Origin of the sequence: Wolbachia endosymbiont (group B) of Melanostoma mellinum (assembly GCF_947251465.1) — a bacterium.
In the GTDB taxonomy this organism is placed as follows: domain Bacteria; phylum Pseudomonadota; class Alphaproteobacteria; order Rickettsiales; family Anaplasmataceae; genus Wolbachia.
The window spans coordinates 1,181,029-1,203,909 of the sequence record NZ_OX366366.1; the positions used below are offsets into that span (position 1 = coordinate 1,181,029).

29 protein-coding genes are annotated in these 22,881 nt (G+C 36.0%); 26 read left to right on the forward strand and 3 right to left on the reverse strand.

Annotation, left to right across the window (positions count from 1 at the left end; genetic code table 11):
• Positions 1-30 precede the first annotated feature (30 nt).
• The 9 genes from OPR42_RS05500 (at position 31) to OPR42_RS05540 (ending at position 5,611) form a co-directional block, all read left to right on the forward strand.
• Positions 31-1,035 carry a major capsid protein gene (locus tag OPR42_RS05500; protein ID WP_164224824.1) on the forward strand — a complete coding sequence of 335 codons (1,005 nt, stop codon included), beginning with the start codon at positions 31-33 and terminating at the stop codon, positions 1,033-1,035.
• 83 nt (positions 1,036-1,118) lie between these two features.
• On the forward strand, positions 1,119-1,439 hold the full coding sequence (locus tag OPR42_RS05505) for a head-tail joining protein (protein ID WP_164224823.1): 321 nt from the start codon (positions 1,119-1,121) through the stop codon (positions 1,437-1,439).
• Positions 1,432-1,920: a phage tail protein gene (locus OPR42_RS05510; RefSeq protein ID WP_164224822.1), complete on the forward strand. Its 489-nt coding sequence runs from the start codon at positions 1,432-1,434 to the stop codon at positions 1,918-1,920. Before OPR42_RS05505 ends, OPR42_RS05510 begins: the two co-directional genes overlap by 8 nt.
• Complete coding sequence (locus tag OPR42_RS05515; protein WP_224721422.1) at positions 1,901-2,428, forward strand: hypothetical protein; 528 nt, start codon at positions 1,901-1,903, stop codon at positions 2,426-2,428. Before OPR42_RS05510 ends, OPR42_RS05515 begins: the two co-directional genes overlap by 20 nt.
• A complete protein-coding gene (locus tag OPR42_RS05520) occupies positions 2,418-2,987 on the forward strand; it encodes a phage baseplate assembly protein V (protein ID WP_205517798.1) in 570 nt (189 codons plus the stop codon). Before OPR42_RS05515 ends, OPR42_RS05520 begins: the two co-directional genes overlap by 11 nt.
• A 39-nt stretch (positions 2,988-3,026) precedes the next feature.
• Positions 3,027-3,479, forward strand: a complete 453-nt coding sequence (locus tag OPR42_RS08765) for a PAAR domain-containing protein (protein WP_318010167.1) — start codon at positions 3,027-3,029, stop codon at positions 3,477-3,479.
• Between the two features lie 5 nt (positions 3,480-3,484).
• On the forward strand, positions 3,485-3,820 hold the full coding sequence (locus tag OPR42_RS05530; protein ID WP_015588498.1) for a GPW/gp25 family protein: 336 nt from the start codon (positions 3,485-3,487) through the stop codon (positions 3,818-3,820).
• Positions 3,821-3,829: 9 nt separating this feature from the next.
• The gene (locus OPR42_RS05535) at positions 3,830-4,627 is read left to right on the forward strand and encodes a baseplate assembly protein (RefSeq protein WP_015588499.1); all 798 of its coding nucleotides are present in this window, start codon (positions 3,830-3,832) and stop codon (positions 4,625-4,627) included.
• 6 nt (positions 4,628-4,633) lie between these two features.
• Entirely contained in the window at positions 4,634-5,611 is a 978-nt protein-coding gene (locus OPR42_RS05540) for a phage tail protein (protein ID WP_264336837.1), read from the forward strand.
• A gap of 81 nt (positions 5,612-5,692) precedes the next feature.
• On the opposite strand, the gene OPR42_RS05545 is transcribed toward OPR42_RS05540, so the two are convergent.
• Positions 5,693-6,637 carry an IS110 family RNA-guided transposase gene (locus OPR42_RS05545; RefSeq protein WP_264336326.1) on the reverse strand — a complete coding sequence of 315 codons (945 nt, stop codon included), beginning with the start codon at positions 6,635-6,637 and terminating at the stop codon, positions 5,693-5,695.
• Between the two features lie 233 nt (positions 6,638-6,870).
• Between OPR42_RS05545 and OPR42_RS05550 the strand changes: the two genes are divergently transcribed.
• The 14 genes from OPR42_RS05550 (at position 6,871) to OPR42_RS05615 (ending at position 19,168) form a co-directional block, all read left to right on the forward strand.
• Entirely contained in the window at positions 6,871-7,266 is a 396-nt protein-coding gene (locus OPR42_RS05550; protein WP_264336325.1) for a hypothetical protein, read from the forward strand.
• A 20-nt stretch (positions 7,267-7,286) separates the two neighbouring features.
• Positions 7,287-7,973, forward strand: a complete 687-nt coding sequence (locus OPR42_RS05555) for a hypothetical protein (RefSeq protein ID WP_265042088.1) — start codon at positions 7,287-7,289, stop codon at positions 7,971-7,973.
• A 6-nt stretch (positions 7,974-7,979) separates the two neighbouring features.
• Positions 7,980-9,905 (forward strand): DUF4815 domain-containing protein, encoded by a 1,926-nt coding sequence (locus OPR42_RS05560; protein ID WP_265042089.1) that lies wholly within the window; start codon positions 7,980-7,982, stop codon positions 9,903-9,905.
• A 20-nt stretch (positions 9,906-9,925) separates the two neighbouring features.
• On the forward strand, positions 9,926-11,122 hold the full coding sequence (locus tag OPR42_RS05565) for a hypothetical protein (protein ID WP_264336323.1): 1,197 nt from the start codon (positions 9,926-9,928) through the stop codon (positions 11,120-11,122).
• Between the two features lie 7 nt (positions 11,123-11,129).
• Positions 11,130-11,315 carry a hypothetical protein gene (locus tag OPR42_RS05570; protein ID WP_174517025.1) on the forward strand — a complete coding sequence of 62 codons (186 nt, stop codon included), beginning with the start codon at positions 11,130-11,132 and terminating at the stop codon, positions 11,313-11,315.
• Positions 11,312-12,787, forward strand: a complete 1,476-nt coding sequence (locus OPR42_RS05575; protein WP_264336322.1) for a coiled-coil domain-containing protein — start codon at positions 11,312-11,314, stop codon at positions 12,785-12,787. Before OPR42_RS05570 ends, OPR42_RS05575 begins: the two co-directional genes overlap by 4 nt.
• Before the next feature lie 6 nt (positions 12,788-12,793).
• On the forward strand, positions 12,794-13,351 hold the full coding sequence (locus OPR42_RS05580; RefSeq protein ID WP_208571640.1) for a hypothetical protein: 558 nt from the start codon (positions 12,794-12,796) through the stop codon (positions 13,349-13,351).
• Positions 13,352-13,366: 15 nt separating this feature from the next.
• The gene (locus OPR42_RS05585; protein ID WP_208571641.1) at positions 13,367-14,524 is read left to right on the forward strand and encodes a phage tail sheath subtilisin-like domain-containing protein; all 1,158 of its coding nucleotides are present in this window, start codon (positions 13,367-13,369) and stop codon (positions 14,522-14,524) included.
• A gap of 14 nt (positions 14,525-14,538) precedes the next feature.
• Positions 14,539-15,039: a phage major tail tube protein gene (locus tag OPR42_RS05590; RefSeq protein ID WP_065094343.1), complete on the forward strand. Its 501-nt coding sequence runs from the start codon at positions 14,539-14,541 to the stop codon at positions 15,037-15,039.
• A 16-nt stretch (positions 15,040-15,055) separates the two neighbouring features.
• Complete coding sequence (locus tag OPR42_RS05595; RefSeq protein WP_015588509.1) at positions 15,056-15,307, forward strand: phage tail assembly protein; 252 nt, start codon at positions 15,056-15,058, stop codon at positions 15,305-15,307.
• A 112-nt stretch (positions 15,308-15,419) separates the two neighbouring features.
• Positions 15,420-17,591, forward strand: coding sequence for a phage tail tape measure protein (locus tag OPR42_RS05600; protein ID WP_265042090.1), 2,172 nt, complete (start codon positions 15,420-15,422; stop codon positions 17,589-17,591).
• Positions 17,592-17,594: 3 nt separating this feature from the next.
• Positions 17,595-18,002 (forward strand): phage tail protein, encoded by a 408-nt coding sequence (locus tag OPR42_RS05605; RefSeq protein ID WP_265027775.1) that lies wholly within the window; start codon positions 17,595-17,597, stop codon positions 18,000-18,002.
• A gap of 10 nt (positions 18,003-18,012) precedes the next feature.
• Positions 18,013-18,186 (forward strand): tail protein X, encoded by a 174-nt coding sequence (locus tag OPR42_RS05610; RefSeq protein WP_353279928.1) that lies wholly within the window; start codon positions 18,013-18,015, stop codon positions 18,184-18,186.
• A gap of 1 nt (position 18,187) precedes the next feature.
• A complete protein-coding gene (locus OPR42_RS05615; RefSeq protein WP_265027774.1) occupies positions 18,188-19,168 on the forward strand; it encodes a phage late control D family protein in 981 nt (326 codons plus the stop codon).
• Here OPR42_RS05615 and OPR42_RS05620 read toward each other — a convergent pair.
• Positions 19,134-19,661, reverse strand: coding sequence for an ankyrin repeat domain-containing protein (locus OPR42_RS05620; protein WP_265042091.1), 528 nt, complete (start codon positions 19,659-19,661; stop codon positions 19,134-19,136). The genes OPR42_RS05615 and OPR42_RS05620 overlap by 35 nt on opposite strands.
• A 131-nt stretch (positions 19,662-19,792) precedes the next feature.
• On the opposite strand from OPR42_RS05620, the gene OPR42_RS05625 reads away from it, so the two are divergent.
• Positions 19,793-20,017 carry a hypothetical protein gene (locus OPR42_RS05625; RefSeq protein ID WP_065094365.1) on the forward strand — a complete coding sequence of 75 codons (225 nt, stop codon included), beginning with the start codon at positions 19,793-19,795 and terminating at the stop codon, positions 20,015-20,017.
• A 4-nt stretch (positions 20,018-20,021) separates the two neighbouring features.
• The gene (locus OPR42_RS05630) at positions 20,022-20,942 is read left to right on the forward strand and encodes a patatin-like phospholipase family protein (RefSeq protein ID WP_265028059.1); all 921 of its coding nucleotides are present in this window, start codon (positions 20,022-20,024) and stop codon (positions 20,940-20,942) included.
• A 201-nt stretch (positions 20,943-21,143) separates the two neighbouring features.
• On the opposite strand, the gene OPR42_RS05635 is transcribed toward OPR42_RS05630, so the two are convergent.
• Entirely contained in the window at positions 21,144-21,296 is a 153-nt protein-coding gene (locus OPR42_RS05635) for a hypothetical protein (protein WP_174516912.1), read from the reverse strand.
• 521 nt (positions 21,297-21,817) lie between these two features.
• Here OPR42_RS05635 and OPR42_RS05640 point away from each other — a divergent pair.
• Positions 21,818-22,861 carry an ankyrin repeat domain-containing protein gene (locus OPR42_RS05640; RefSeq protein ID WP_265042092.1) on the forward strand — a complete coding sequence of 348 codons (1,044 nt, stop codon included), beginning with the start codon at positions 21,818-21,820 and terminating at the stop codon, positions 22,859-22,861.
• The last annotated feature ends 20 nt before the right edge of the window (positions 22,862-22,881 follow it).

Sequence of the window (22,881 nt, forward strand, 5' to 3'; positions counted from 1 at the left end):
AATAAAAAACACAAAGGGGGAAAAGAAAAAATGCAAAATCCATTTACAAATACAGCATTTAGTATGACGGCACTAACTAATGCGATGAATATATTGCCGATAAATTATGGACGGGTTGAAAATTTAAATTTATTTCCAAGTAGGTCAGTAAGATTTAGACATATTACCATAGAAGAGCAAAATGGAGTATTAAGTTTACTACCAACGCAAGTACCCGGAGCACCAGCAACAGTAGGAAAAAGAGGAAAAAGAAAGGTAAGAACATTTACGATTCCACATATTCCGCATGATGATGTAGTGTTACCAGAAGAAGTACAGGGAATAAGAGCATTTGGATCAGAAAGTGAACTTAAAGCGCTGGCAGATGTAATAACTGACCATTTGCAGCTAATGAGAAATAAACATGCAATAACGTTGGAGCATTTGCGTATGGGAGCGCTGAAAGGAATAATTCTGGACGCAGATGGCAGTGAATTGTTAAATCTGTACAACGAATTTGAAATAACACCAAAAGTAGTAAATTTTGCACTGGGAGCAGCGATAACTGATGTAAAACGTAAGTGTCTGGAAGTATTGAGGCACATAGAAGATAATCTAAGTGGTGAATATATGACAGGAATTCATGCTTTAGTAAGCCCTGAGTTTTTTGATGCACTTACTTCTCATGCTAAAGTGAAAGAAGCATATGAGAGATGGCAAGAAGGAGCAGCGCTAAGAAATGATATGAGGTCAGGATTTACGTTCTGTGGAATAACGTTTGAGGAATATAGAGGACAAGCAACTGATCCTGAAGGAACCGTGAGAAGATTTATAGAAAGGGATACGGGGCACTGTTTTCCAGTAGGAACAGCAAGCACATTTACAACATATTTTGCACCAGCAGATTTTAATGAAACAGTGAATACTCTTGGACAGCCACTCTATGCAAAACAAGAGCCAAGAAGATTTGATAGAGGGACTGATTTGCATACGCAGTCAAACCCTCTACCAATGTGCCACCGTCCAGCAATACTAGTCAAGATCGTTGCAACATAGGTAGAGCAAATATAAAGCGGTGTGAGGCAGAAGAATGCTTTACCTCTTCTTAGCATATAAATGTTAGTATATAGCGGAGAAATGTGCAAGAGAATATTAAGAGATTATTTAAAGATTGTTTTGCTCATTTAGGAAAAGTAGCTTTGTATGAATCAAAGGATAAATCATATATGGTACAAGTACTAAAGCAACAGCCAGATAAATTATACGAGATTGGTGAAGGACAATTTGTGGGAGAGATGCTTTTTCTTGAGGTAAATGTTTTTGATGTACTGAGGCCAATGGTGGGAGATATTTTTGTTATTGATGGTCGTAAATATAAAGTATATTCTCCACCACTGCGAGATAATTCAGGAATAGTTTGGAATATAAACTGTACAGTACTTGGAGAGAAAGATGTTTAAAATTGAAGTTAATGAAAACATTGAGAGAATTACTCACGACATTGATGCTAACAAAGCTAAAGTAGAGTTGGCAGCGGTAAGAGCGCTAAACAAAACGGCACTATGGTTAAAATCTCAGGCTGTCCGAGAAATCAGTGAAGAAAAGCAAATTAGGCTGAAAGTAATTAGAAAAAGACTAAGAATCATCAAGTCAAGAAAAAGCACTTTGAAAGTTTTAATTAGAGCATATCTGTATGATATAAATATAAAACAAGCAAAAATAAGAACAGCATTTAATGATGAATTTATGGCAACAATGCCAAGAGGCTATCGTGGTATTTTTAAACGTGTAGGAAGAACAGCACTACCGATACAGGAGGTTAAACTACCACTTGAACCTGAGGCTTCAAGGATAATAGAAAATCTTGTTAATTATGAAGTTGAAAGGATATTTGAAAAATATTTTACACATGAGTTATTTTATGACGGCATTTTGGACTAATTTACATGAGGCAATTTGTAATACGCTAAAGGCAGAGATACCAGCAATTCAAACTTGTGAGGTTTATCCAGCAATCAGGAAAGAATTGATAGCACCAGCAGTATTTATAGAACTTAGTGGCTTTGAAAAAGGACATGATCCAGGAACAGAAGAATTAGCGCTGAGAGCAAAATTTGAAGCACGAATTGTGATTGATAGCACAATAGAAAATGCACCTATTATTGTCAGAGCACTGGCGGCAGAAGTAGCAAGAGTGGTAAATAAAAACACTTGGAAAGTGGAGAAAATTTCACCAGGAGAATTTATCTCAGGAGGAGGAGATGATTTTAGGCCAGAGCTCGATGCATATTTAGTGTGGATGGTAGAGTGGGTGCATGAAGTACATCTTGGTGATTCAGTATGGGCAGAGAGTAGTATTCCGCCGAGTACTGTTTACATTGGGTTTACGCCTGATATTGGAGTTGCTAATAAGCATAAATATGTAAAGGTTGGCAAAAATGATGAATAGTTTTGAAGATGCGAACTTACTAATAAAACTTAATAACTTGATTAGAGTTGGCACAGTCGAAGAAGTAGGCTGTGGAACGGCTAAGGTACGTGTAAAAATGATAGGTAATATATTAACAGACTGGTTGCCATGGGTAACAGCAAGAGCTGGAGAAGACAGAAGTTGGTCTGCACCAAGTATTGGAGAACAGGTGATAGTACTTTCGCCATCTGGTGAAATTGCCAAAGGGATTGTCTTACCTGCAATTTATTATAAAAAATATCCTATTCCAGAAGGAAGTAAGGAAGAAGTAAGCGGTTTTGTTTTTAAAGATGGAACAGTTATTTACTATGACCGAAATGGTCATAAGTTTACAATTTCTGTCAAAGAAGAAGGAGCTCTTGTTTTTGCAGTGAAAGAAACGCAAATGGAAGTAACTAGTAAGGAAGTTATTTTAAAAACGGGAAAATCAAGTTCAAATATAACTGATGAAAAGATTGTCTTACAGGTTGGGAACTCAAGTCTAGAGATTACTGAGAGTGGCATTAAGTTAAATGCGAAAAAAATAGATTTAAACTAGCCGGAGAAAAATGTTAGAGCTAATAATGATAAGGGTATTATGATTGGTGATATTGAGTATACCTCTCAAACATCAGAATTAAGTGGATATGAATCAGGATGTGAAGATGAGTCAAGAAGAGAGGAGGAAACAAGAGGTTCATTGTTAGGGCAAAAACGACTTTCAGAATCAGACAAAGATTTAAGTTTGGCAAAACAGGGAAAAGTTGTTCGTTTTGGTGATATGTGTAACCAACATGGAGATTATTTACAAAGCCCTGGCATAGGAGGAAGCAGTAATGTGTTTGTAAATGGTAGGCCTGTGCATCGTCAAGGAGATGAATGGTCACAACATGCATCAACAGACCCTTATAAACCACCACATACTAGTCAATCCCTTCTTGAGGGGTCAGATTCAGTGTTTGTAAATGGCAAAGCCATTGCTCGTACTGGTGACCTAATTTCCTGTGGAGCAGTGGCAGAACAAGGAAGCAATGATGTCTTTGCAGGGTAAGTGATATGCGTGGTATGAATTCTGAAACTGGTAAAACAATAAGTGGTATAGAGCATTTAAAACAATCAATAGTTGATATTTTAACTACACCAATTGGTGCTCGTGTTATGCGCCGAGATTATGGATCAAGGTTATTTGAGCTGATTGATCATCCAATTGTACCTGGTTTTGCACAAGAGCTTTATGCAGCAGTTGCAGAAGCATTAGAAAAGTGGGAGCGTCGATTTAAGCTTAAACGTGTACAAATAACAGAAATAAAAGAAGGTAAAGTAACTCTCATTTTAGAAGGAATCTATCTGCCAAATGGAAAGCCGATCCGCCTTGATGGTATTATAGTATAAGGTAGTAGGATGAAAACACCAAATATTGTCGAAACATTAAAATTTGAGGAAATCTTTTCGCGAATGAAAGAAGAGTTAGTGCGTCGGAATGCAAGTTTTTCTGCGCTAACTGAGAGTGATCCAGCAATAAAGATACTGGAAGTAGCAGCCTGGCGTGAACTTTTGCTTAGGCAAAGGATTAATGATGCAGCACAGGCAAATTTACTTGCTTTTGCAAGAGGTAATGACCTTGATCACTTGGCTGAATTTTATGGTGTGCTGAGAAAGGAGTCAGAGAATGATGAATCCTTAAGGAAGCGGGTAAAAGCCAAAATTGTTGGTTGGTCAACAGCAGGGAGTAAAGAGCATTATCGCTATCATGCATTATCTGCTGACACGAGAGTAAAAGATGCGCAAGTGGTATCACCTATACCAGGAAGTGTACAGATTTCAATACTTTCCACAGAAAATGGTGGAGTACCTTCAGAAGAATTGCTAGAGATCGTCAGAAATCACGTTATTCGCGATGATATTCGTGTATTAACAGATACGCTTACAGTTATTGGCTGTGGTATTATTCCCATTACTATTCATGCTAAAGTGCATATTTACCCTACTGCATCAAAAGATGTTATCGAAGCTGCAAAGGAACAATTTATCAAAGGTCTTGAGTCTACTAAAGGTTTAGGGTGGAATGTAACCAGGTCCTGGATTATTGCTCATCTTTTTACAGAAGGTATACAAAATATAGAGCTTACAGAGCCAATAGAAGACATAATTGTACAAAATAATGAATGCGTTGCTTTAAGTGATTTAAGTGTTAGGTAAAAATTGGTGATACTTCCTCCAAATGCTTCAAAGCAAGAGCAAATACTTACAGACATAATTAATTATTCTCTTGATGCAAATTCTCTACGGGGATTTAAATTTAACCCACAGACTGAAATGTTGCCGTGGCTAGTAGCGGAATACGGCTTGGGAGAAATTTTATCCTGGGGTAAGAAAGCTACTAAGAGTGCATTAAAAGAATGGGTCTTAGCTAAGCAAAACGGAATAAGATTTCAACGTTTGCGCGGTACACCACAGTCACTGAAGATGGCGCTGAAATGGGCAAACATTGATAATATTACCATTCAAGAAGAACCACCAGGAGAGCATTTTGCTGAATTTCAAATTGGCATCTCTGATGTTCCTAATGACTTTTTTGTCGATAGTGTAATTGCTCTGGCAAAACTTTCTGCACCGGCAAGATCTCGATTAATGCGAATATTCAATGATTATTACAATGCTCAGCGGTTTATGTTAGATGAAAGTATTTTTGGAGATCTTCTTTCAGACTACTCGGGTGTAAGAATAGCAAAAGAAGGGCCAGTATTATCGTTTGGAAGAAAAAACTCATTTGAGCTAAAAATAGGAAATCCAAGATTTAAATTTAGCACTTTTAGATCACATTATGATAGAAGTTACAGTAATGATTTATATAGGTTGGATGTTGCAGTATTAGGAGAGACAGAGCCTCACACCAAGAATTACAACGGTATATATGAAAGAAGTCACGAGTGGTATAACTTAAAAGCACTATATCCTCTACCACAGGGTTTATTGCCAGAAATTAAGTTTGCTAAAGCGTTGATAGTATTATCAGATCAACTATGTTTTTTAAAATTTTTTGAATTTAGTTTCATTACAACTTTTGTTTGTAATTTTGTTTTTTATTCGAGTAAAAAGTGCATTTTTGACAATAAAAACCCTAACTTAATCATAGAAAAATTTTGTATCAAACAACAGTTACTGCTTAGATCTTATGGTTAACGAATATGTGTATAAATACTTTAAATGTGTGTAGACGTATTTATCCACATATTCGTTAACCTATTTTCTATGCAGATTTTTTTAATTCACATTGACTGCTTCTTTAAGCCTCGCATTGGCAATTACTATGATTTTACGCATTAGAGCTGTCATAGCCACCATCTTCTTTTTACCTTTACCAACAAGCCTTGAATAGAAGGCACCAAGCGCAGACTTAGACCTTGAAGCAGACATCGCAGCTGTAAAAAGCTTTTCACGAACGTTGCTTCTGCCACCACTTATTCTGCGATAACCAATAGTTTTACCACTTTCTTTCGGATGAGGTGCAACTCCAGCAAGACTTGCAATTTCTCCCCTACTTACATAACCAAGTTCTGGCATTAGACACAGAAAATCTTGAGATAATTTTGCACCTATTCCTGGAACTGTTTTAAGGATTTTTTGGCGCTTTTGTAACTCTGGATTCTCATCAATAATTTTTTGTATGGTATTGTTGAGCTCATCTATCTGGCTATTAAAGAATTCAATAGTTTTCTGACAGCTTTCTTTTATATGGTCGTTTTCAGGTGCTGCAAGCCTAGATTTCTCTTGAGCTCTCATTTTTGTAATGTCATCACGACGTTGACAAAGTGCAACTAAGGTTGTTTGTTCTTTTGACATAGGTGCAAATAGAGATAGAGTACTATAGCGTTCAAACCCATACTGAGCAAGGGCTCTTGCATCTGATTGATCAGACTTTGCTAAAGTTCCATGAGATAGAACAAAGCTTTTTACTTTGCGAGTATTAGCTCGATGTACAGCAATATCTTTATCAACAAGAAAATGTGCTAAGCCAAGCTCATATTTTCCAGTGTTTTCCAGAGTTACTAAAGAATTAGGTAAGATATTTGAAAAATCTTGAAACAATTGTTGCCAGCCAGCAGTATCATTGTCGAATTCGACAGCGTTCTTCTGTTTGTGAACTGCAACAACATTTTTAAATTTTCCAATATCAATGCCAATAAAATTTTGATAAGATGTAATCATAATAACCTCGATTAGTTTTAATTAATTTAAGATTGTAAACGGGTGCATACATATGTCCCATGCAACTATTCAAACGTATCGAGAGATGGGCTAGTGTACCTTGATCCGAACGGTTATAATACCAACAGTTGGTCGGTCGCACACGCCCGTGATAACTCTATTCCTATAGTGAGTAGGGTTATCTTCCCTCTTATCTCCTTTATATCATATTTTTAACTTACAATAGTTGGAATTTGGGAGATATCAATGCTTGTTTTGCACCAACTGCTTATAAAGAAATAGAGCATACATTTTACTTAAGTGAAGATAAACTCTCTGAGCAGATTTGGAATTTTCGACGTACACCAATTTTAGAGCGGTTTAGTATAACTTATTACTACGAAGCAAAGAGTTTTACTGATCAAAGAATAATAGAGTCTAATTTAAGGGAATATCATATTGATTGTCAAAATGACTCAGATTTAAAACAGAAAGATCCTATTCATGAGCTAGAAAATTACGTAGCAGTATTTTACCCAGGTATGGTCACTTGGCATGAACATCGCCACTTAAATCGCCCTTGGAAAAATTTTGAGCCCATTATTACAAAAAAATTGGACGTTTTTTCTACGAATCTTGTATATATATAATATCAATCACGCAATCAGACATGTCAATACTGACACAATCAGGCAGAGCAGCTATTGCTGCGAGCATAAAAGAGCAACCAATACATCTTGCTTGGGGATCTGGAGATTCTACCTGGGAAAGCAGCTACAAAGTTGAAAAAACTTTTACAGCAGGCGGCAAGATAAGTTTAGATCACCACACTATTAAAGATGTAAAAGTTTATACAGGGCAAACAATTTATCAGTCAAGCATAGATTATATAGTTGATGGTAGCTCAGGCGCTATTGAGCGTGTAGAAAATGGTGCAATTATAGCAGATAGCGTAATCACTATAGAGTATACTCAAGACACACCACCGGAACTAATTACTTCTGCAACATTAATTAAGGAAGTTGGACGTCGTGTTGTTGATGAGGTGCTCTTTTGCAGTGGTGATGAGAATGGAGAACTTGTGACTCCATCTGGAAGGTTTAAACCATCGAATGTACCAATCAATAATCTGTATCTTAAATTTACTTTCGATTTCACGGACGCAGCAAATCAAGTAATAAGAGAGCTTGGAGTTATGGTTGGTACAAAGGTGGTAGAAAAATTGCCTCCTGGACAGAGATATTTTGAACCAAAAGATATAGAAGAACATGGAATCTTGCTGATTTTAGAACACACTGTACCACTTATCAGAACTGCTGCCACAAGAGAGACTTTTTCATTTGTTGTAACCTTTTAGAATAAAATGACTTTAAACACCTATTATAACCGCTTTAATCCTGACAAAGAATACGAAAAAAGCTTATTTCTTGCTGGAAGAGGTTTGCAATCTGCAGAATTAAACGAGACTCAGGAGTATGCTCTCTCTAAGCTTAAAGGCATAGGCGATGCAATATTTCGTGATGGTGATGTTATAATAGGAAGCAATTGTATTATAGATAGAGAAACTGGTAAAGTTACGCTTGAATCAGGAAAAATCTATCTTCGTGGAGCGGTTAGAAAAGTTGAAAAAGAAGAGTTTGTTATTCCACTGAGTACCACAGTGCGTATAGGTGTTTATTACGTAGAATCTACCATTACAGAACTTGAGGATGAAAACCTTCGTGATCCTGCTGTTGGTACACGTAACTATCAAGAAGTAGGGGCTGCAAGGCTTAAAGTTTCCACCACTTGGAGTTATCAAGCTGAGGGTGTGACTACTAATGCTTCAGGAGAATTTTATCCAATTTATAACATTGAAAATGGAGTATTGATAGAACATTCACCGCCACCACAAGCAAATATAGTAACTACTGCTCTTGCTCGTTATGACAAAGAAGCAAATGGTTCCTATGTCGTAAATGGTCTTGAAGTAATGTTCCTGCAAAAGGAAGAGGGAGAAGGAGGAAAAAAAATATTTGTGATTAATGAGGGCAAAGCTCATGTTGATGGCTATGAGATTGAGCTACCTCACAGTATTCGTGTTTTTTTTGATGAAGATCCGGATATAAAATCAGTTGAATCAGAACCACATACTTTTCAGCCAAATAGCCAAAGAGTAATGGAACTTAAAGTTAATGATTTTCCAATAAGTGAAATCAAAAAAGTAGATATAACCGTTCAAAAAACCATTACCATTACTCATGGTTCATATTCAGGAGCTGTTGATCCAATACCTGACTCTGCAGTACTTGAGATTATTCAAGTTAAACAAGGCAATGTTATTTATGAAAATAGTATAGATTACAAATTAAACGCAGGAAACGTTGATTGGTCATTACCTGGTAAAGAACCAGCTCCTGGAAGTAGTTATCAAATAACTTACCGCTGTCGTACTCATGTAAGTCCTGAAGATATAAGTGAAGAGGGATGTAAAGTAAAAGGAGCAGTTGATAACAGCTTGGTTTTGATTGATTACACCTGGAAAATGCCCCGCTATGATTTAATTACTATCGATAGCAAAGGAGCAGTAAGGAGAATAAAAGGTATAGCTCACCCTTGGCGACCATCAATGCCTAGAGCGCCTAGTGGACAACTTTTGCTCTGCTACATTCATCAGACGTGGAAAAAAGGCGAAGGGGTAAAAATAGTGAATAATGCTGTTCATGCTGTACCGATGAATGAGCTTGAAGCAATGAAAAAAGGAATAAATGATCTTTATGCTCTTGTTGCACAGGAACGTCTACGTAGTGATGCAAATTCAAGAGAGCCAACCACGAAAAAAGGAGTATTTGTTGATTCGTTTTTTGACGATGATATGCGTGATCAAGGAGTTTCACAGTCTGCAGCAATAGTAAATAAGGAACTCATTTTACCAATAGATGTAACTATTGCTGATATTGATGGGGAAGAAAAAACTTATTTGTTGCCGTATGAACTTGAACCGGTACTGGAGCAGCTTTTACAGACTAAAGGAGAAAAGATTAATCCATATCAAGCTTTTGATCCAGTCCCGGCACAAATTACTCTAAATAAAAACATTGACCACTGGACGGAGGTTACCACGAATTGGAAAAGTCCAGTAACTAGAGTATTTAATGTTAAAGAAACAACAGAGCTGCTGTCAAGCACCTCATACGAAACTGAATTTATGCGAGAAGCAACTCAAAATTTTGAGATTGAAGGTTTTGCAACTGGTGAAAAGCTTAAGGAATTAAAGTTTGATGGAATTTTTATTCAACCTAAAGCATAGAAAATATTTGAAAGAAAAACATGATCGCAACATTTATTGCTGATAACAGAGGAAAAATAAAAGGAAGATTTACTGTACCAAGAAACATTCCTGCTGGGACTAAGTTAGTGCAGTTCTTCGGTGATAAAGGCAGTTATGGAGAAGCAACTTATACTGGTAAAAAAACAATTACCATAGAGGAAAGAAGAAGAGTTATCGCAGCAAGAAGAGTTGATCCTTTAGCGCAAACATTTACTCTAAATGAAAGTAGGCACATAGGAGGCGTGGAACTATGGTTTGTAAATAAAGGCAAAAAACGTGTTGTTGTGCAGATTAGAGAAACAGCAGTGGGAGTGCCCTCGCAAACTGTCATTGCTGAAAGCTATATTGAGCCAAAAGATATAAAGATAGATGGCACAGCAACACGTATAGAGTGGTCACCAGTGTTTTGCCATGCAGGAGAGGAGTATGCAATAGTACTACTTACTGATGATGCAGATACTGCAGTAAAAATAGCAGAACTTGGCAAATATGATGCAGTAAATAGCCGTTGGGTAACAAGCCAGCCATATCAAGTAGGAGTATTACTTTCATCAAGCAATGCAAGCACCTGGACTCCACATCAAAATTTAGATTTAACGTTTCGGCTTTTGGCTGCAAAATTTAGCGAAAATTCTCACGTTATTGATCTGGGAAAAGTTACAGCAACCAATACTTCAGATTTAATTGTTTTGACGAACGTCGAAAAAGTAGCATTTGATACCAATGTGGAATTTATCTTAACAGATGAAGAGGGAAAAGAGAACTTTTTGTCTGATAATTTGCCACTTGCACTGCGTGAAAGACTATCTGGAGAGCTAACAGTAAAGGCAAGCCTAAAAGGAGGGCGAGAAAAAAGTCCAGTGCTATATCCTGGGTTACAGCTAGTTATGGGTAATATAGGGGAAAAAGGAGATTATGTTACAAGAAGTATTACAGCAGGAGCTAATACTAAAATCACCATAACGTACGATGCGCTGATACCTGGCACTGCAGATGTTAAAGCTTATGTACAAAAAAGCAACAGTGATTGGCAATTAGTAAATTTAACATCAGGAAAACCAATTGGAGAAAATTGGGTAGAGAGAACTCATGTGCTGACAAATTTTAATGCTAATGAGACAAGGATAAAATTAGTTTTAAGTGGAACGGTTATTTATCGTCCTAAAGTCAAAAATCTCAGAGTAATAGTAACATAAAATTTAAATGACTTTTGATCAAACCAAACGAGGATATCCTTTGCCGCATCCAGAGAACATAGCTGTAGAAGATGTAGTACGTATTCGCAGAGCCATAGAAAAGATAGATGAAGATATGAGTGAAAGAGAAGATGAACTTAAAAATAATTTTGAACGATTTAGATTTGAAACTTTTTTGAATTTTTGGGAATGAAAGAAGCAATAGAAGCATTACAGCAAAGGATAAAGGATTTAGCAGCAAATAGCACGGCTGATCAACTGGCATATCTTGCAAAATCGCTGGAATTGATAGCAGATAAAAAAGCTATTGCTGACATTGTACAAATAACTGAAGTAAAAGAGATAATTGATGCACTACAGAGAAGGCTTAAAGATTTAGCAGGAAGTAGTACACCAGATCAACTAGCATATCTTGCTAAAGCACTGGAATCAATAATCGACAAAAGTGCGGTTTCTGAAATTGTACAGATGACAGATGGTAAGTTAAAAGAACTCTTGAGCGCTGCAAGGACGCACTTAAGTGACATAAATAGCAATAAGGAAAATTCAATATCTGCAATAACTGAAGCGAAAACAGATTCTGTCAATGAAATTAACAAGCTTAGGGATAATTCCTTAAACACTTTAAAAGCATCATCAGATTCACATATATCGCTACTTGATACGAGAAAGAATGCCAATATTGCAGCAATAAATAGCATTAGTAACAGTCATAAAGATGGTCTTAAAGGTTTAGTAGAAGATTTTCGTGCTGTTAATAATGTACCACCTGGCTCATCAATTATTGGGGAAATAGAAACTCGTGATAACCAATTAAAAACATCCCTGATAAATGAGGTAAAAACTCGGGATGAACAGTTAAAAGTGTCTCTTATAAATGAAATAAGAAAGCGCAACATGGTTGAACCAGGGTCATTACCTTTCTTATTTGGTGTACTTGGCAGAAAAAATAATTATTTTGGCCACGGAACTTTTACGACAGAGCTTGGAAAGTGGAGTAGTGATATAACAAAAACTGACTATATGTTACAACTACTAGCAGGTAGCCATACGTACAATACAGATTACGTTAGTTTTTATCGGCCAAGACAACTAAGTTTTATAGAGGGAAGTAAAGGAACATTTATTTACGGAGAGTTATGCACAAAAAGTTTTTCGGGTAGTTATGATGAGATATACTATTACCCGTATGCTGCACTTGGAGTAGTATTTGTAAAAAATACAACCAATGTGAACATAAATAAGACAATGGAATTTGTTGGATCATCGTATTCGAGTACGGAGTATGGGGGAGCAGGATTATTTGTGGGAACACCAGATAATACCAATTCTAATAAATCAAGAATTTCAAGAATAATATGGAAAAATGTTTACCAATACACGAGTTCTGATAGCAAATTAGCTGGATCTGGTAATGTGGAGATTCCAGCAGGAAAAACAGTTGCAATATTACTTTACACATCATCTTACCTGTATTCCAGAACACAAGTTAGTCAAGGTATGCTTGCATCAAATTATGTACACAACTATGGTCAATTTATTCAGTGGGGGATTTATAACATACGTAGCAATGTTCTAACTACAGGACTTGAAGTAGATGTGGAGAGAACGCTAAAAGCTTGGCAATGTCCAGGATTATCTAACACGTATGAGATTTGGAGGTAACAAACAATGTCTATCTACATTAGATTTGAAAATGATAAACAAGTAGAAACAACAACACTTGAAAGCAAGCCAACTGAAAATGATTGGTATGAAGCACCAGAAGATTTTGATTGGCAAAAAAGCTATTGTTTAACAGAAGGAGGCAAAATTGCTCAGCGGAATCAAGAAGATATTGAATTGGAGTTACTACAAAATGCGAAGTTTTCTGCACTTTCTAATCTTCATGCTTATTATGATAACTATACTCACCAATACGCAGGATATTCTCATCAGAAGTCTAAGTCGTACGAAATACAAGCAAAAGCCGCAGAGAACATTTTAGCAGCACCAGAATCTATAGACAAAAAAGATGCAGAAATTATAGAGCCATTAGCAAAAGTCCGAGGAATTTCAGTAGTAGAAATGGCAAGAATAATTCAGGAAAAAGCAAAAAGAGCGAAAAAAGCAATAATCAAGTGCGAAGAATTGGTGGATATAGCTGAAAGGGAAATCGGTGAAGCTAAAAGTAAGGAAGAGCTGCAAACTTTGCTAGATAATTGTAAACAAAAAATGCAAGAAAGTTGAAAAGGGGAAAAAGAAATGACAGAACAGTTTCTACATGGAGTAAATGTTATCGAGGTTACCTCAGGAGCGAGGACAGTACGAACAGCTAAATCATCGGTAATTGGAGTAATTGGTACTGCACCTGATGCTGACGGGCAAAAGTTTCCACTAAATAAACCAATATTAATAGCAGGAAGCTTAAAAGAAGCAGCAAAACTTGGTCAATCTGGGACTTTGCCTTCAGCTATTAATGCAATTTTTTCCCAAATTGGTGCAACAGTAGTAGTTATTCGAGTTGAGGAGAAAGTAGAAGAGACGCTCAGCAATGTCATTGGTGGAGTTAACGAAGAAACTGGAGAATATCAGGGAATTCAAGCGTTCTTAAGCAGTGAAAGCATAGTTCATGTTGCGCCAAGAATACTAATTGCACCTCAGTTTACTCATCAATTATCTGGAGATGCTGGAAATCCAGTGGTTAGCGCTTTAATTCCTATAGCAGAAAAGCTAAGAGCAATAATAGTAGCAGATGGACCAAATACCAATGATGAAGAAGCAATAAAATGGAGAAAAAGTGTAGGCAGCTCAAGAGTTTATGTTGTTGATCCGTGGGTTAAGGTTTTTATTGAAGGAAAAGAAGAAATTCTCCCTCCAAGTTCATTTGTAGCTGGTTTAATAGCTAAGATAGATAGCGAGCAAGGCTTCTGGCACTCACCTTCAAATAAAGAGATAAATGGTATTGTTGGAACAAGCAGGCCTATTGATTTTACGCTCGGTAATATAAATTGTAGAGCAAACCACTTGAATGAAAATGAAGTAACAACGATAATTCATCAAAATGGCTATAGGCTTTGGGGAAATAGAACATGTTCAAATGACTCAAAATGGGCTTTTTTGTCAGTGAGAAGGACTGCAGATTTAATCAACGATAGTCTACTTCGAGCTCATTTATGGGCAGTTGATCGCAATATTACCAAAACTTATATAGATGATGTGATTGAGGGGGTAAATTCTTATCTTGCAAATTTAAAAGCGCAAGGAGCTATTATCAGCGGAAAATGTTATGCAACACCTGAACTCAATACACCAACAAATATTGCAAGCGGAAAAGTGTCTTTTGATTTTGAGTTCACGCCACCATATCCAGCTGAACAGATTACTTTCAGGTCACACCTTGTGAGTGGCGCAATATTGTAAAAGGAGAAAGAGAGATGTTACCAAAGATCCTAAAGAATTTTAACGTATTTGTTGATGGTCGTGGCTATGCAGGAAAAATAGATGAAGTAACCTTGCCAAAACTTACCATAAAAACAGAAGAATACAGAGCTGGTGGTATGGATATTCCAATAAATATTGATATGGGCATGGAAAAGCTTGAAGCAGATTTCACTTTTTCTGAATATGACTCTGAGCTCTTTAGACTTTTCGGATTGATAAACAATAATGCTGTTTCTCTTACTTTAAGAGGAGGTTTGCAGGGAAGTAGTGATGCCGAATCAGTAGTAATTAACTTAAGAGGGCTCTTTAAGGAACTTGATTTTGGTAACTGGAAGGCTGCTGAAAAAGCAACACTAAAATGTATAATTGCTGCCAACTATTATAAGCTTACCATTGATGGCAGAGAATTGATTGAAATTGACGCTGAGAATATGATTCGCAAGATCGATGGTGTTGATCAAATGACTTCTATGCGCACAGCTTTAGGAATTTAACTAAAAGGGTAAAACAATGCAAAAAATTAAATTAACTGAACCAATAAAAATCGATGGAATTTTAGTTTCAGAGCTAACTCTACGCCGTCCAAAAGTTCGAGATCGTTTAGCTGTTGAACGTATGGGTAATAGCGATGCAGAGAAAGAAGTAGCACTGATTGCAAATCTTGCAAGTATTTCAAGAGAAGCAGTAGAAGAATTTGATTTAGCAGACTACAATAAGATTCAAGAAACGTTACAAGGTTTTTTGTCTCAGCAGAAGAATTGAGGTTGAGCATATTATCACTTAGCTCAATGGTTGGTGGTGGAATCAATCAGTGGCTTGATATGGATATTGAAGAATTTATTACTTGGTTTGAAAGTAGCGGAAAATTATACAAATGAAAGCAATTTCTATAGTAATTGGAGCAACACTGCAAAGCAGTTTTAATAGTACGATAGCAGGTAGTACGAAGCAGCTTTCTCGTATTGGTAGTACGATAAAACAACTTGAATCATCAAGTAAATCAATATCCAAGTTTAAAGAGCTCAGCCACGATGCTCTGCTTGCTAGGCGTTCTTGGAATGAGCTAGGAATAAAAACAAAATCTCTGGCTAAACAGATAAAAAATGCAGAAGCACCAAGTAAGAGCCTGCAAAATGAATTTACAAAATCTAAAGCTGCGGCACTGAAAGCTAAAACAGCTTATTTACAAAAAAGAAGTGCTCTCCACCATTTACGCACGGAGTTCAGTAAAAGTGGTAGAAATATAAAATCTCTTATTGGAGATCAAGTTAAACTTGGCTCTTCTATTGAAAAGCTTAAAAATAACTATACAGCTTTAAATTCCGTAATACAAAAACGTAAAGGAGCTTTAGCGCAAAGAGCAAATTTTAGAGCTCAAATCATGGATACCGTGGCACTTGGCCTCACCCTTGCAGCACCACTTAAGGCTGCAATTAGTTTTGAGAGTGCTATGGCTGATGTAAAGAAAGTTGTAAAGTTTGAAGATACAGATGTAAATGGTTTAACAAAGCTTGGTGAAACATTAAAGGAAATGTCACGGACAATTCCGCTATCTGCAGCAGAACTTGCACAAATTACTGCAAGTGGTGGTCAGCTTGGTATTGCAGCTAAAGATCTTACAATCTTTACAGACACTGTGGCCAAAATGGCAACTGCATTTGATATGTCAGCAGAAGAAGCAGGCGACGCTATTGCTAAACTTTCTAATATTTATCAAATTAAAATTGGTGAAATGAAAAGCGTTGGCGATGCGATAAACCATATCTCTGATAACACTGCGGCAAAGGCTCAGGACATTGTTCCAACGCTAAACAGGATTGGTGGTACAGCAAGGCAATTTGGCTTAACTGCAGTGGAAGCAGGAGCTTTAGCAAGTAGCTTCATTAGTCTTGGCAAAACTCCTGAAAAAGCAGGTACGGCGATTAATGCAATGCTCAGCAAGTTGCAAACAGCAAGTAAGCAAGGTGGCAATTTTCAAAAAGCTTTTCAGCAGCTAAAAATAAATGCTCAGGAGTTTGAGAAAGCAATCGGTAAGAATGCACAAGGTACATTACTTAAGTTTTTAGAAACAGTTGCAAAATTAGATAAGCAAGAACGTTCTAGCGTTCTCTTTGACCTCTTTGGTCTTGAATATCAGGATGATATAGCGCTACTTACTGGTAGTCTAGATGAATATAGAAAATCTTTGCGATTAATAAACGAAGAATATCATGGCTCAATGCAAAGAGAGTTTGAAAATAGAGCAAATACTACAGCAAATAATCTTCAGTTACTTAAGAACTCAATAGCAGAATTGGGTATGAATCTTGGTACGGTATTATTACCACCTTTAAATTTTACTGTTAATCTTTTCAAGTCAGCAACTACACAAGTAGCGCTGTATGCAAAAGAATATCCAATACTGACTACAGTAATCATGAGCACAATTACTGCTTTGATTAGCATTAAAATAGCAGCCATATCTCTTGGATATGCTTGGACTTTTGTAAAAGGTTCCTTATTCGCTCTTTTATCTACTTGGAAAGTGTTTGGATCTGTTATTACTTTGGTAAAAATAGGTCTTTCTGCAGTTTTTCCAGCAATAATTGCTGGATTTAAAGCATTGACAATTGCCTTAATGAGTAACCCTATGGGACTCGTTATTGGCGGTCTTGCTGTTGCTGCAACTTTGATAATTACCAAATGGCAAGTGGTAAAGAACTTTTTTGTTACTATCTGGGAATCAGTGAAAATTGTATGGAAATCTTTTTCTGATTGGGTAGGAAAATTTTGGAATAATATTACTCAGCCCTTTAGAACAATCAGTAATCTGTGGAATAAAAGAAATGAGTCTAAACTAGAAGTTAAGTCTGTAAATAACGTTATAAGTGATTCTCTTAAGTACCCCATTGCGGCACACAGTAAAGCTATAGAGAATAAAACTCAAAATAATCACTTCAGTATTAATATTCATTCAACCCCTGGGCAAGATACACGTAGCATTGCTGATGAAGTAATGGAGCGAATTAGAGAGCAATTTAGTGGCGCACTTTACGATATAAATTAGATTATGTTATCTCTTGGCCCATATAGATTTGCATTAACTGAGCAAGGTTTTACACGCAGAAGTGAATATCGCTGGCCTGCACTTGAGCGTATTGGGGAAAAACCATTGCTTCAAAGTATTGGTCCTGGAGAGGAAATTGTTGAGCTTGCAGGAGTAATCTATTCAGGAGGGCTGAAGCAAATAAATAATATGCGAAATTCATCGAAACCTCTTTTACTTATTGATGGCCAAGGTAACATTTTAGGACATTTTGTTATCGTAGAAATAGAAGAAACACAGAAATATTTTTTTCCGAATGGTGAATCAAGGAAGATTGAGTTTCATTTAAGTTTAAAACATTATAGCAATTTATCATCACAAAATAACACTACTGACTTTATTACAGCTGACAATGATGTACTACAAAACTAAAGAAAATGACATGTTAGATTTTATTTGCTGGAGACACTATGGATTCAGCTCTGGCACAGTTGAGGTTGTATTGAAAGCTAATCCTGGTCTTGCAGAGTACGAGCTTCTTCCTGCAGGGTTAACCGTTAAACTGCCTGTAATTCAAAAAGCAATACAAAAGCAAGTAGTAAAACTATGGGATTAAAATGACACCAGACTTTAGTATTTCAGTAGAGGGCATTTCCATCACTGAATTGGTGAAAAGTCGATTGGTATCAATGCATATTACTGATGAAGCAGGAGTAATAAGTGATACTGCTGTAATTCATCTTGATGACCGTGATTCATTATTTGAGATTCCTAGAACTGGGGCAAAGCTAAATATTTTACTCGGGTATAAGGAAACTGGCATTGTGCCAATGGGAGATTATATAGTAAATGAAATTACGCTACAAGGCCCGCCACAATCACTAAAGATTAAAAGTCATGCAGCGGATCTAAAAGAGTCATTAAAGGAACAAGTGTTTAATGAGTGGCATCAAATCACCTTAAATGATTTGGTAAAAAAGATTGCAGACAAACATGGCTATCAAGCTAAAGTTGCTGCAGAGTTTGTAAATATCATGATATCACATATTGATCAAACTGCAGAGAGCGATATGCATTTTTTAACCAGGCTTGCTCAAATTTATGGAGCAATAGCAAAACCTGCAGGAGGATATTTACTGTTTGTTTCAAAAGGAAAAGCAAAATCAGTTACCGGAAAAACTTTAAGCACTATTACTTTAACACCTAGAGATATTACAAATTGGAAAGTAAAATTTAATGAGCGTAATCAATATGGCTCGGTTATTGCTTACTGGTATGATTATGAAAAAGCAGAGACAATAACGGAAAAAGTAGGTGATCAAGAACCAAGCTATATTTTGCGAGATATTTATGCAAGTAGTGATTTGGCACAAAGTGCAGCATCTGCGAAGTTGAATCAGCTGATGAGTAATGAAGCAACACTCAATGTCACAATGCCAGGAAATCCTGAATTATTTGCTGAAGCAAAGATTAATCTTTCTGGATTTCGCAAAGGAGTTTATGGTAAATGGATAATAAATAGGGCTGAGCATGTAATTGATAACCTTGGCTATCGTACTATTGTTACGGGAATAATTGATAGTTGGAAAGTAAATTGATAATTTCCTCATAGATATCTTCTTTATTATTGTTTAATTCCTCTACAGCAAGATCTAAAGGAGTTTTTTTATCTTTGTTTTTAGCAGAAGGATTTGCTCCATTTTTCAGTAGAAATTTAGCAATTTCCAGATGTCCTTTTCGTGCAGCATAGTGCAGAGCTGTCCAGCTAAAAGCATCAGTAGTATTTACATCAATGCCTTCTTCAATTAGAAATTTTACGACTTCTAAACAGCCTCCGCTTGTAGCATAGTGTAATGATGTTGCACCAAAATAATAGGTATCATTGATATTTACTGTGTTTTTTACTAAGGATTTTACGTTATCCAAATTGCAACTTTCAGCTGCAATGCGTAATGCTATTCTATCCTCACTAGTTGTTTTACTTTTTATTGGTATGTTTTTTGAAGGTTTAAAGTGCTGAAACAAAAAGATAGCACATATTATTGGTATTATCGAGTTTATTAATAACTTTCCAAGAAGGCTAGATTTCATGTCTCTTATATTATTTGCATCGCTTGTTCAGTGCAACCAATTAACTTTATTTTAGAAAAGATTTTTTGGACGTAATTTTGATGAATCTTGTATATATCAATACGCAGCTATTTGTGCAAGAGAACTTTAAGATGAAAAACCAAAGTACAGGAAAGATCCCTGTAGCAGTAATTGCTACTATGGTGATACAAACAATAGCATTTATCTGGTGGCTGGCCAAACTCGATTTAAGAGTGCATATGCATGATAAATTTATAGAGCAAAATCAAAGGACTACAGAAATCATCTATCGCCTTGAAGAAAGGGTCAAAAACCTTGCTGAGGAAGTTAATGAACTTGAGCAGAGACAAAAATAAAAAAGTGGCAAAGTATATTTTATCTGTTGATGGAGGTGGAATCAGAGGAATAATTCCTGCCATTATTCTAGCAGAAATTGAATCTAGAACAAAAAAGCCAATTTCCCAGATTTTTGACTTAATGGCAGGAACCTCAACCGGTGGAATTATTGTTGCTGGACTTTGTAAAAGCAATAAACCTCAATACTCTGCCAATGATTTAGTTGAACTTTACCAAGAGTATGGAGCTTATATCTTTCAATCATCATTTTGGAGAAAATCAATTGCTTCTTGGCTGAGTGGTTCTCAGTACTCGTATAGAAATATGGAATTTATTCTCAACAAATACTTTGGTGAAAGTACTATGGCCGATGTTGCAAGTAATCTACTGCTCACCAGTTATGACATTCACAATAGTTGTGAATTTTTCTTCAAAAGTTGGAAAGAAAAAAACATTAAGTTGAAAGATGCACTCAGAGCTACAACAGCTGCTCCAACGTACTTCACACCAAAACGTCTGAAAATTAGCCAAACAGAGAGAGTGTTGATAGATGGCGGAGTGTTTGCTAATAATCCAGCAGCTTGTGCATATGCAAGTGGCAAGAGATTATTTCCAAATGATGAGATTATACTGCTATCAATAGGCACTGGTGGAACAGATAGAAGTATAAAGTATGCTAACTCAAGGAAATTTGGCAAAATAGGGTGGATCAAGCCACTACTGAATGTGATGTTCGCTTCTGGATTGGATTGCGTTGATTATCAACTAGAACAAGTAATAGATGATAAATACATAAGAATACAATCGCAATTGAAAGTAGCATCGACTGAGATGGACAATATTACACTCAGAAATATCAAATTTCTTCAGCAAGAGGCAAGTAAAATGATAGAGGATAACCAGAAAGTGATAGACAAATTCTGCAAGCAAAATCGAAAACTATAACTGAGCTAGAAAAACAAAATAAGCGAGTTTCTAGTATCTACTTTAATAAATTTACTAAAATATTTTTTTAATATTATATATTGAATACAGAAGCACAAGAATTTCATCCAGTAATGCAGATAATTAATTATGTAATCACCTTTGTTGGTATTTTAATATATTGTGTAGAAATCAGTAAACTAATGTTGCTTTTAATTCAGGTTAAGTTTTGGAAGCATGATTTTCAAGTTCCTCAATAGATAAATCTGTTATTTTAGAAATAGCATTAACAGAAACGTCCAACATAAGTAGATTATTTGCAACCTTTATTGACTCTGCTTTGTAAATCAGGAATGTTGCACCAAATGTTGACATTAAACTTTATAATATGAGGTATCTTTGATGTTTTTACGCTACTAAATTCATGATATCCATCTCTTGGCGATTTAAGCCTATTTTTAGAGTATTTATAAAAAGACGATAAGACCCCCCTTCTACATCTAAAGCCTAAAATGCAATTCTCAGATGATCTCTGACAGACGTTTTTTTCATCAACACATTCAAAACAATAAAAAGATTGAATATTTCTTCACAATTGTGTATAATTATTAATGCTTTGGTGCACGTAACGATTATTCTTTAAAAAGAATATTGGCTACTGAGAAGAATGAAGACATCTTCATCAGAAAAAAAAGGGGCAAAAACAGAGAAAATTGATGTAGCTACTTAAGGAAGGTGTCTCTATTGCAGATGAGACACCTAATCTATCCGTGATCAAATAAAAAAGTTATAAGCATACAGGTTGGATTACAGTATCTTTTTTAAGAAGAAGATTTATTTTGCTTAAAAACTTGTAGATGCTATATTTTACATAAATTCTTCAATGCGAGGCCTTTATGTTTACTAATAGAATATCTAATAATCTGGATCAGCTGCAATTTTTTGTAGAGTTTTTAAATGAAAACTATGAAACTCAGAAACATCTTAGTCTTACGCCGCTACATTTAGCAGCAGGAAATGGTCAGTTGGATTTAGTCAACACTTTATTAGGAGAGGGTTTAGATATTAACTCAGAGATTAAGTACGATGCCTTTACGCCACTGTATTTTTCAATTGCAAAAAATCGCTTAGAGATGGTTAACTTTCTTATTACTCATGGAGCAGATGTAAACCATAAGACCATTCTAGGCTTTACACCTTTAAGTTTTGCATCCCAGCAAGGATATTTAGATATAGTCAACACCTTGATTGCAAATGGAGCAGATCTTAGTACTAAAACAGATAAACTTAATACACCTTTACACCTAGCAGCAGAGAATGGTCATCTAGATATAGTAAATGTTTTTATTGAAAAGGGATTAGATGTTAATGCTGTAAATAATGATCGAGCAAGACCTTTGCATTCTGCAGTACAAAATGGTAACCTCGAAGTAGTTAAAGCTCTTATTTCACAAGGGTCTAATATTAACGCTGGATCTTCAGGCATAGGTAATCATAAAGTTGATGCAAACATTACACCCTTACATCTGGGAACACAAACTGGTAGGTTAGATATAGTTAAAGTTCTGCTTGAAGCGGGAGCAAACGTTAATGCAAAAACAGATGATAAGATTACACCTCTACATTTAGCGTCTCAAAATGGCTTTTTAGAGTTAGTAGACATTTTACTAAAAGCAAAATCTAATGTTAATGCTAAGGATTATGAGAATCTTACACCTCTACATTTAGCAGCAGAACGTAATCACTTTGGAGTAGTTAAGTCTCTTCTTCTCGTAAGGGGAATTGATGTTAATGCTAAGGACCACGATAATTCCACAGCTTTACATATAGGATCTCAGAATGGTCACTTAGAAGTAGTGAAGCTACTAATAGAGAAAAAAGCCAATGTTAATGCTAAAAAAAACGAAGGTTTTACACCTTTGCATCTAGCAATTACATAATGCAGCATATAATGGTTTTT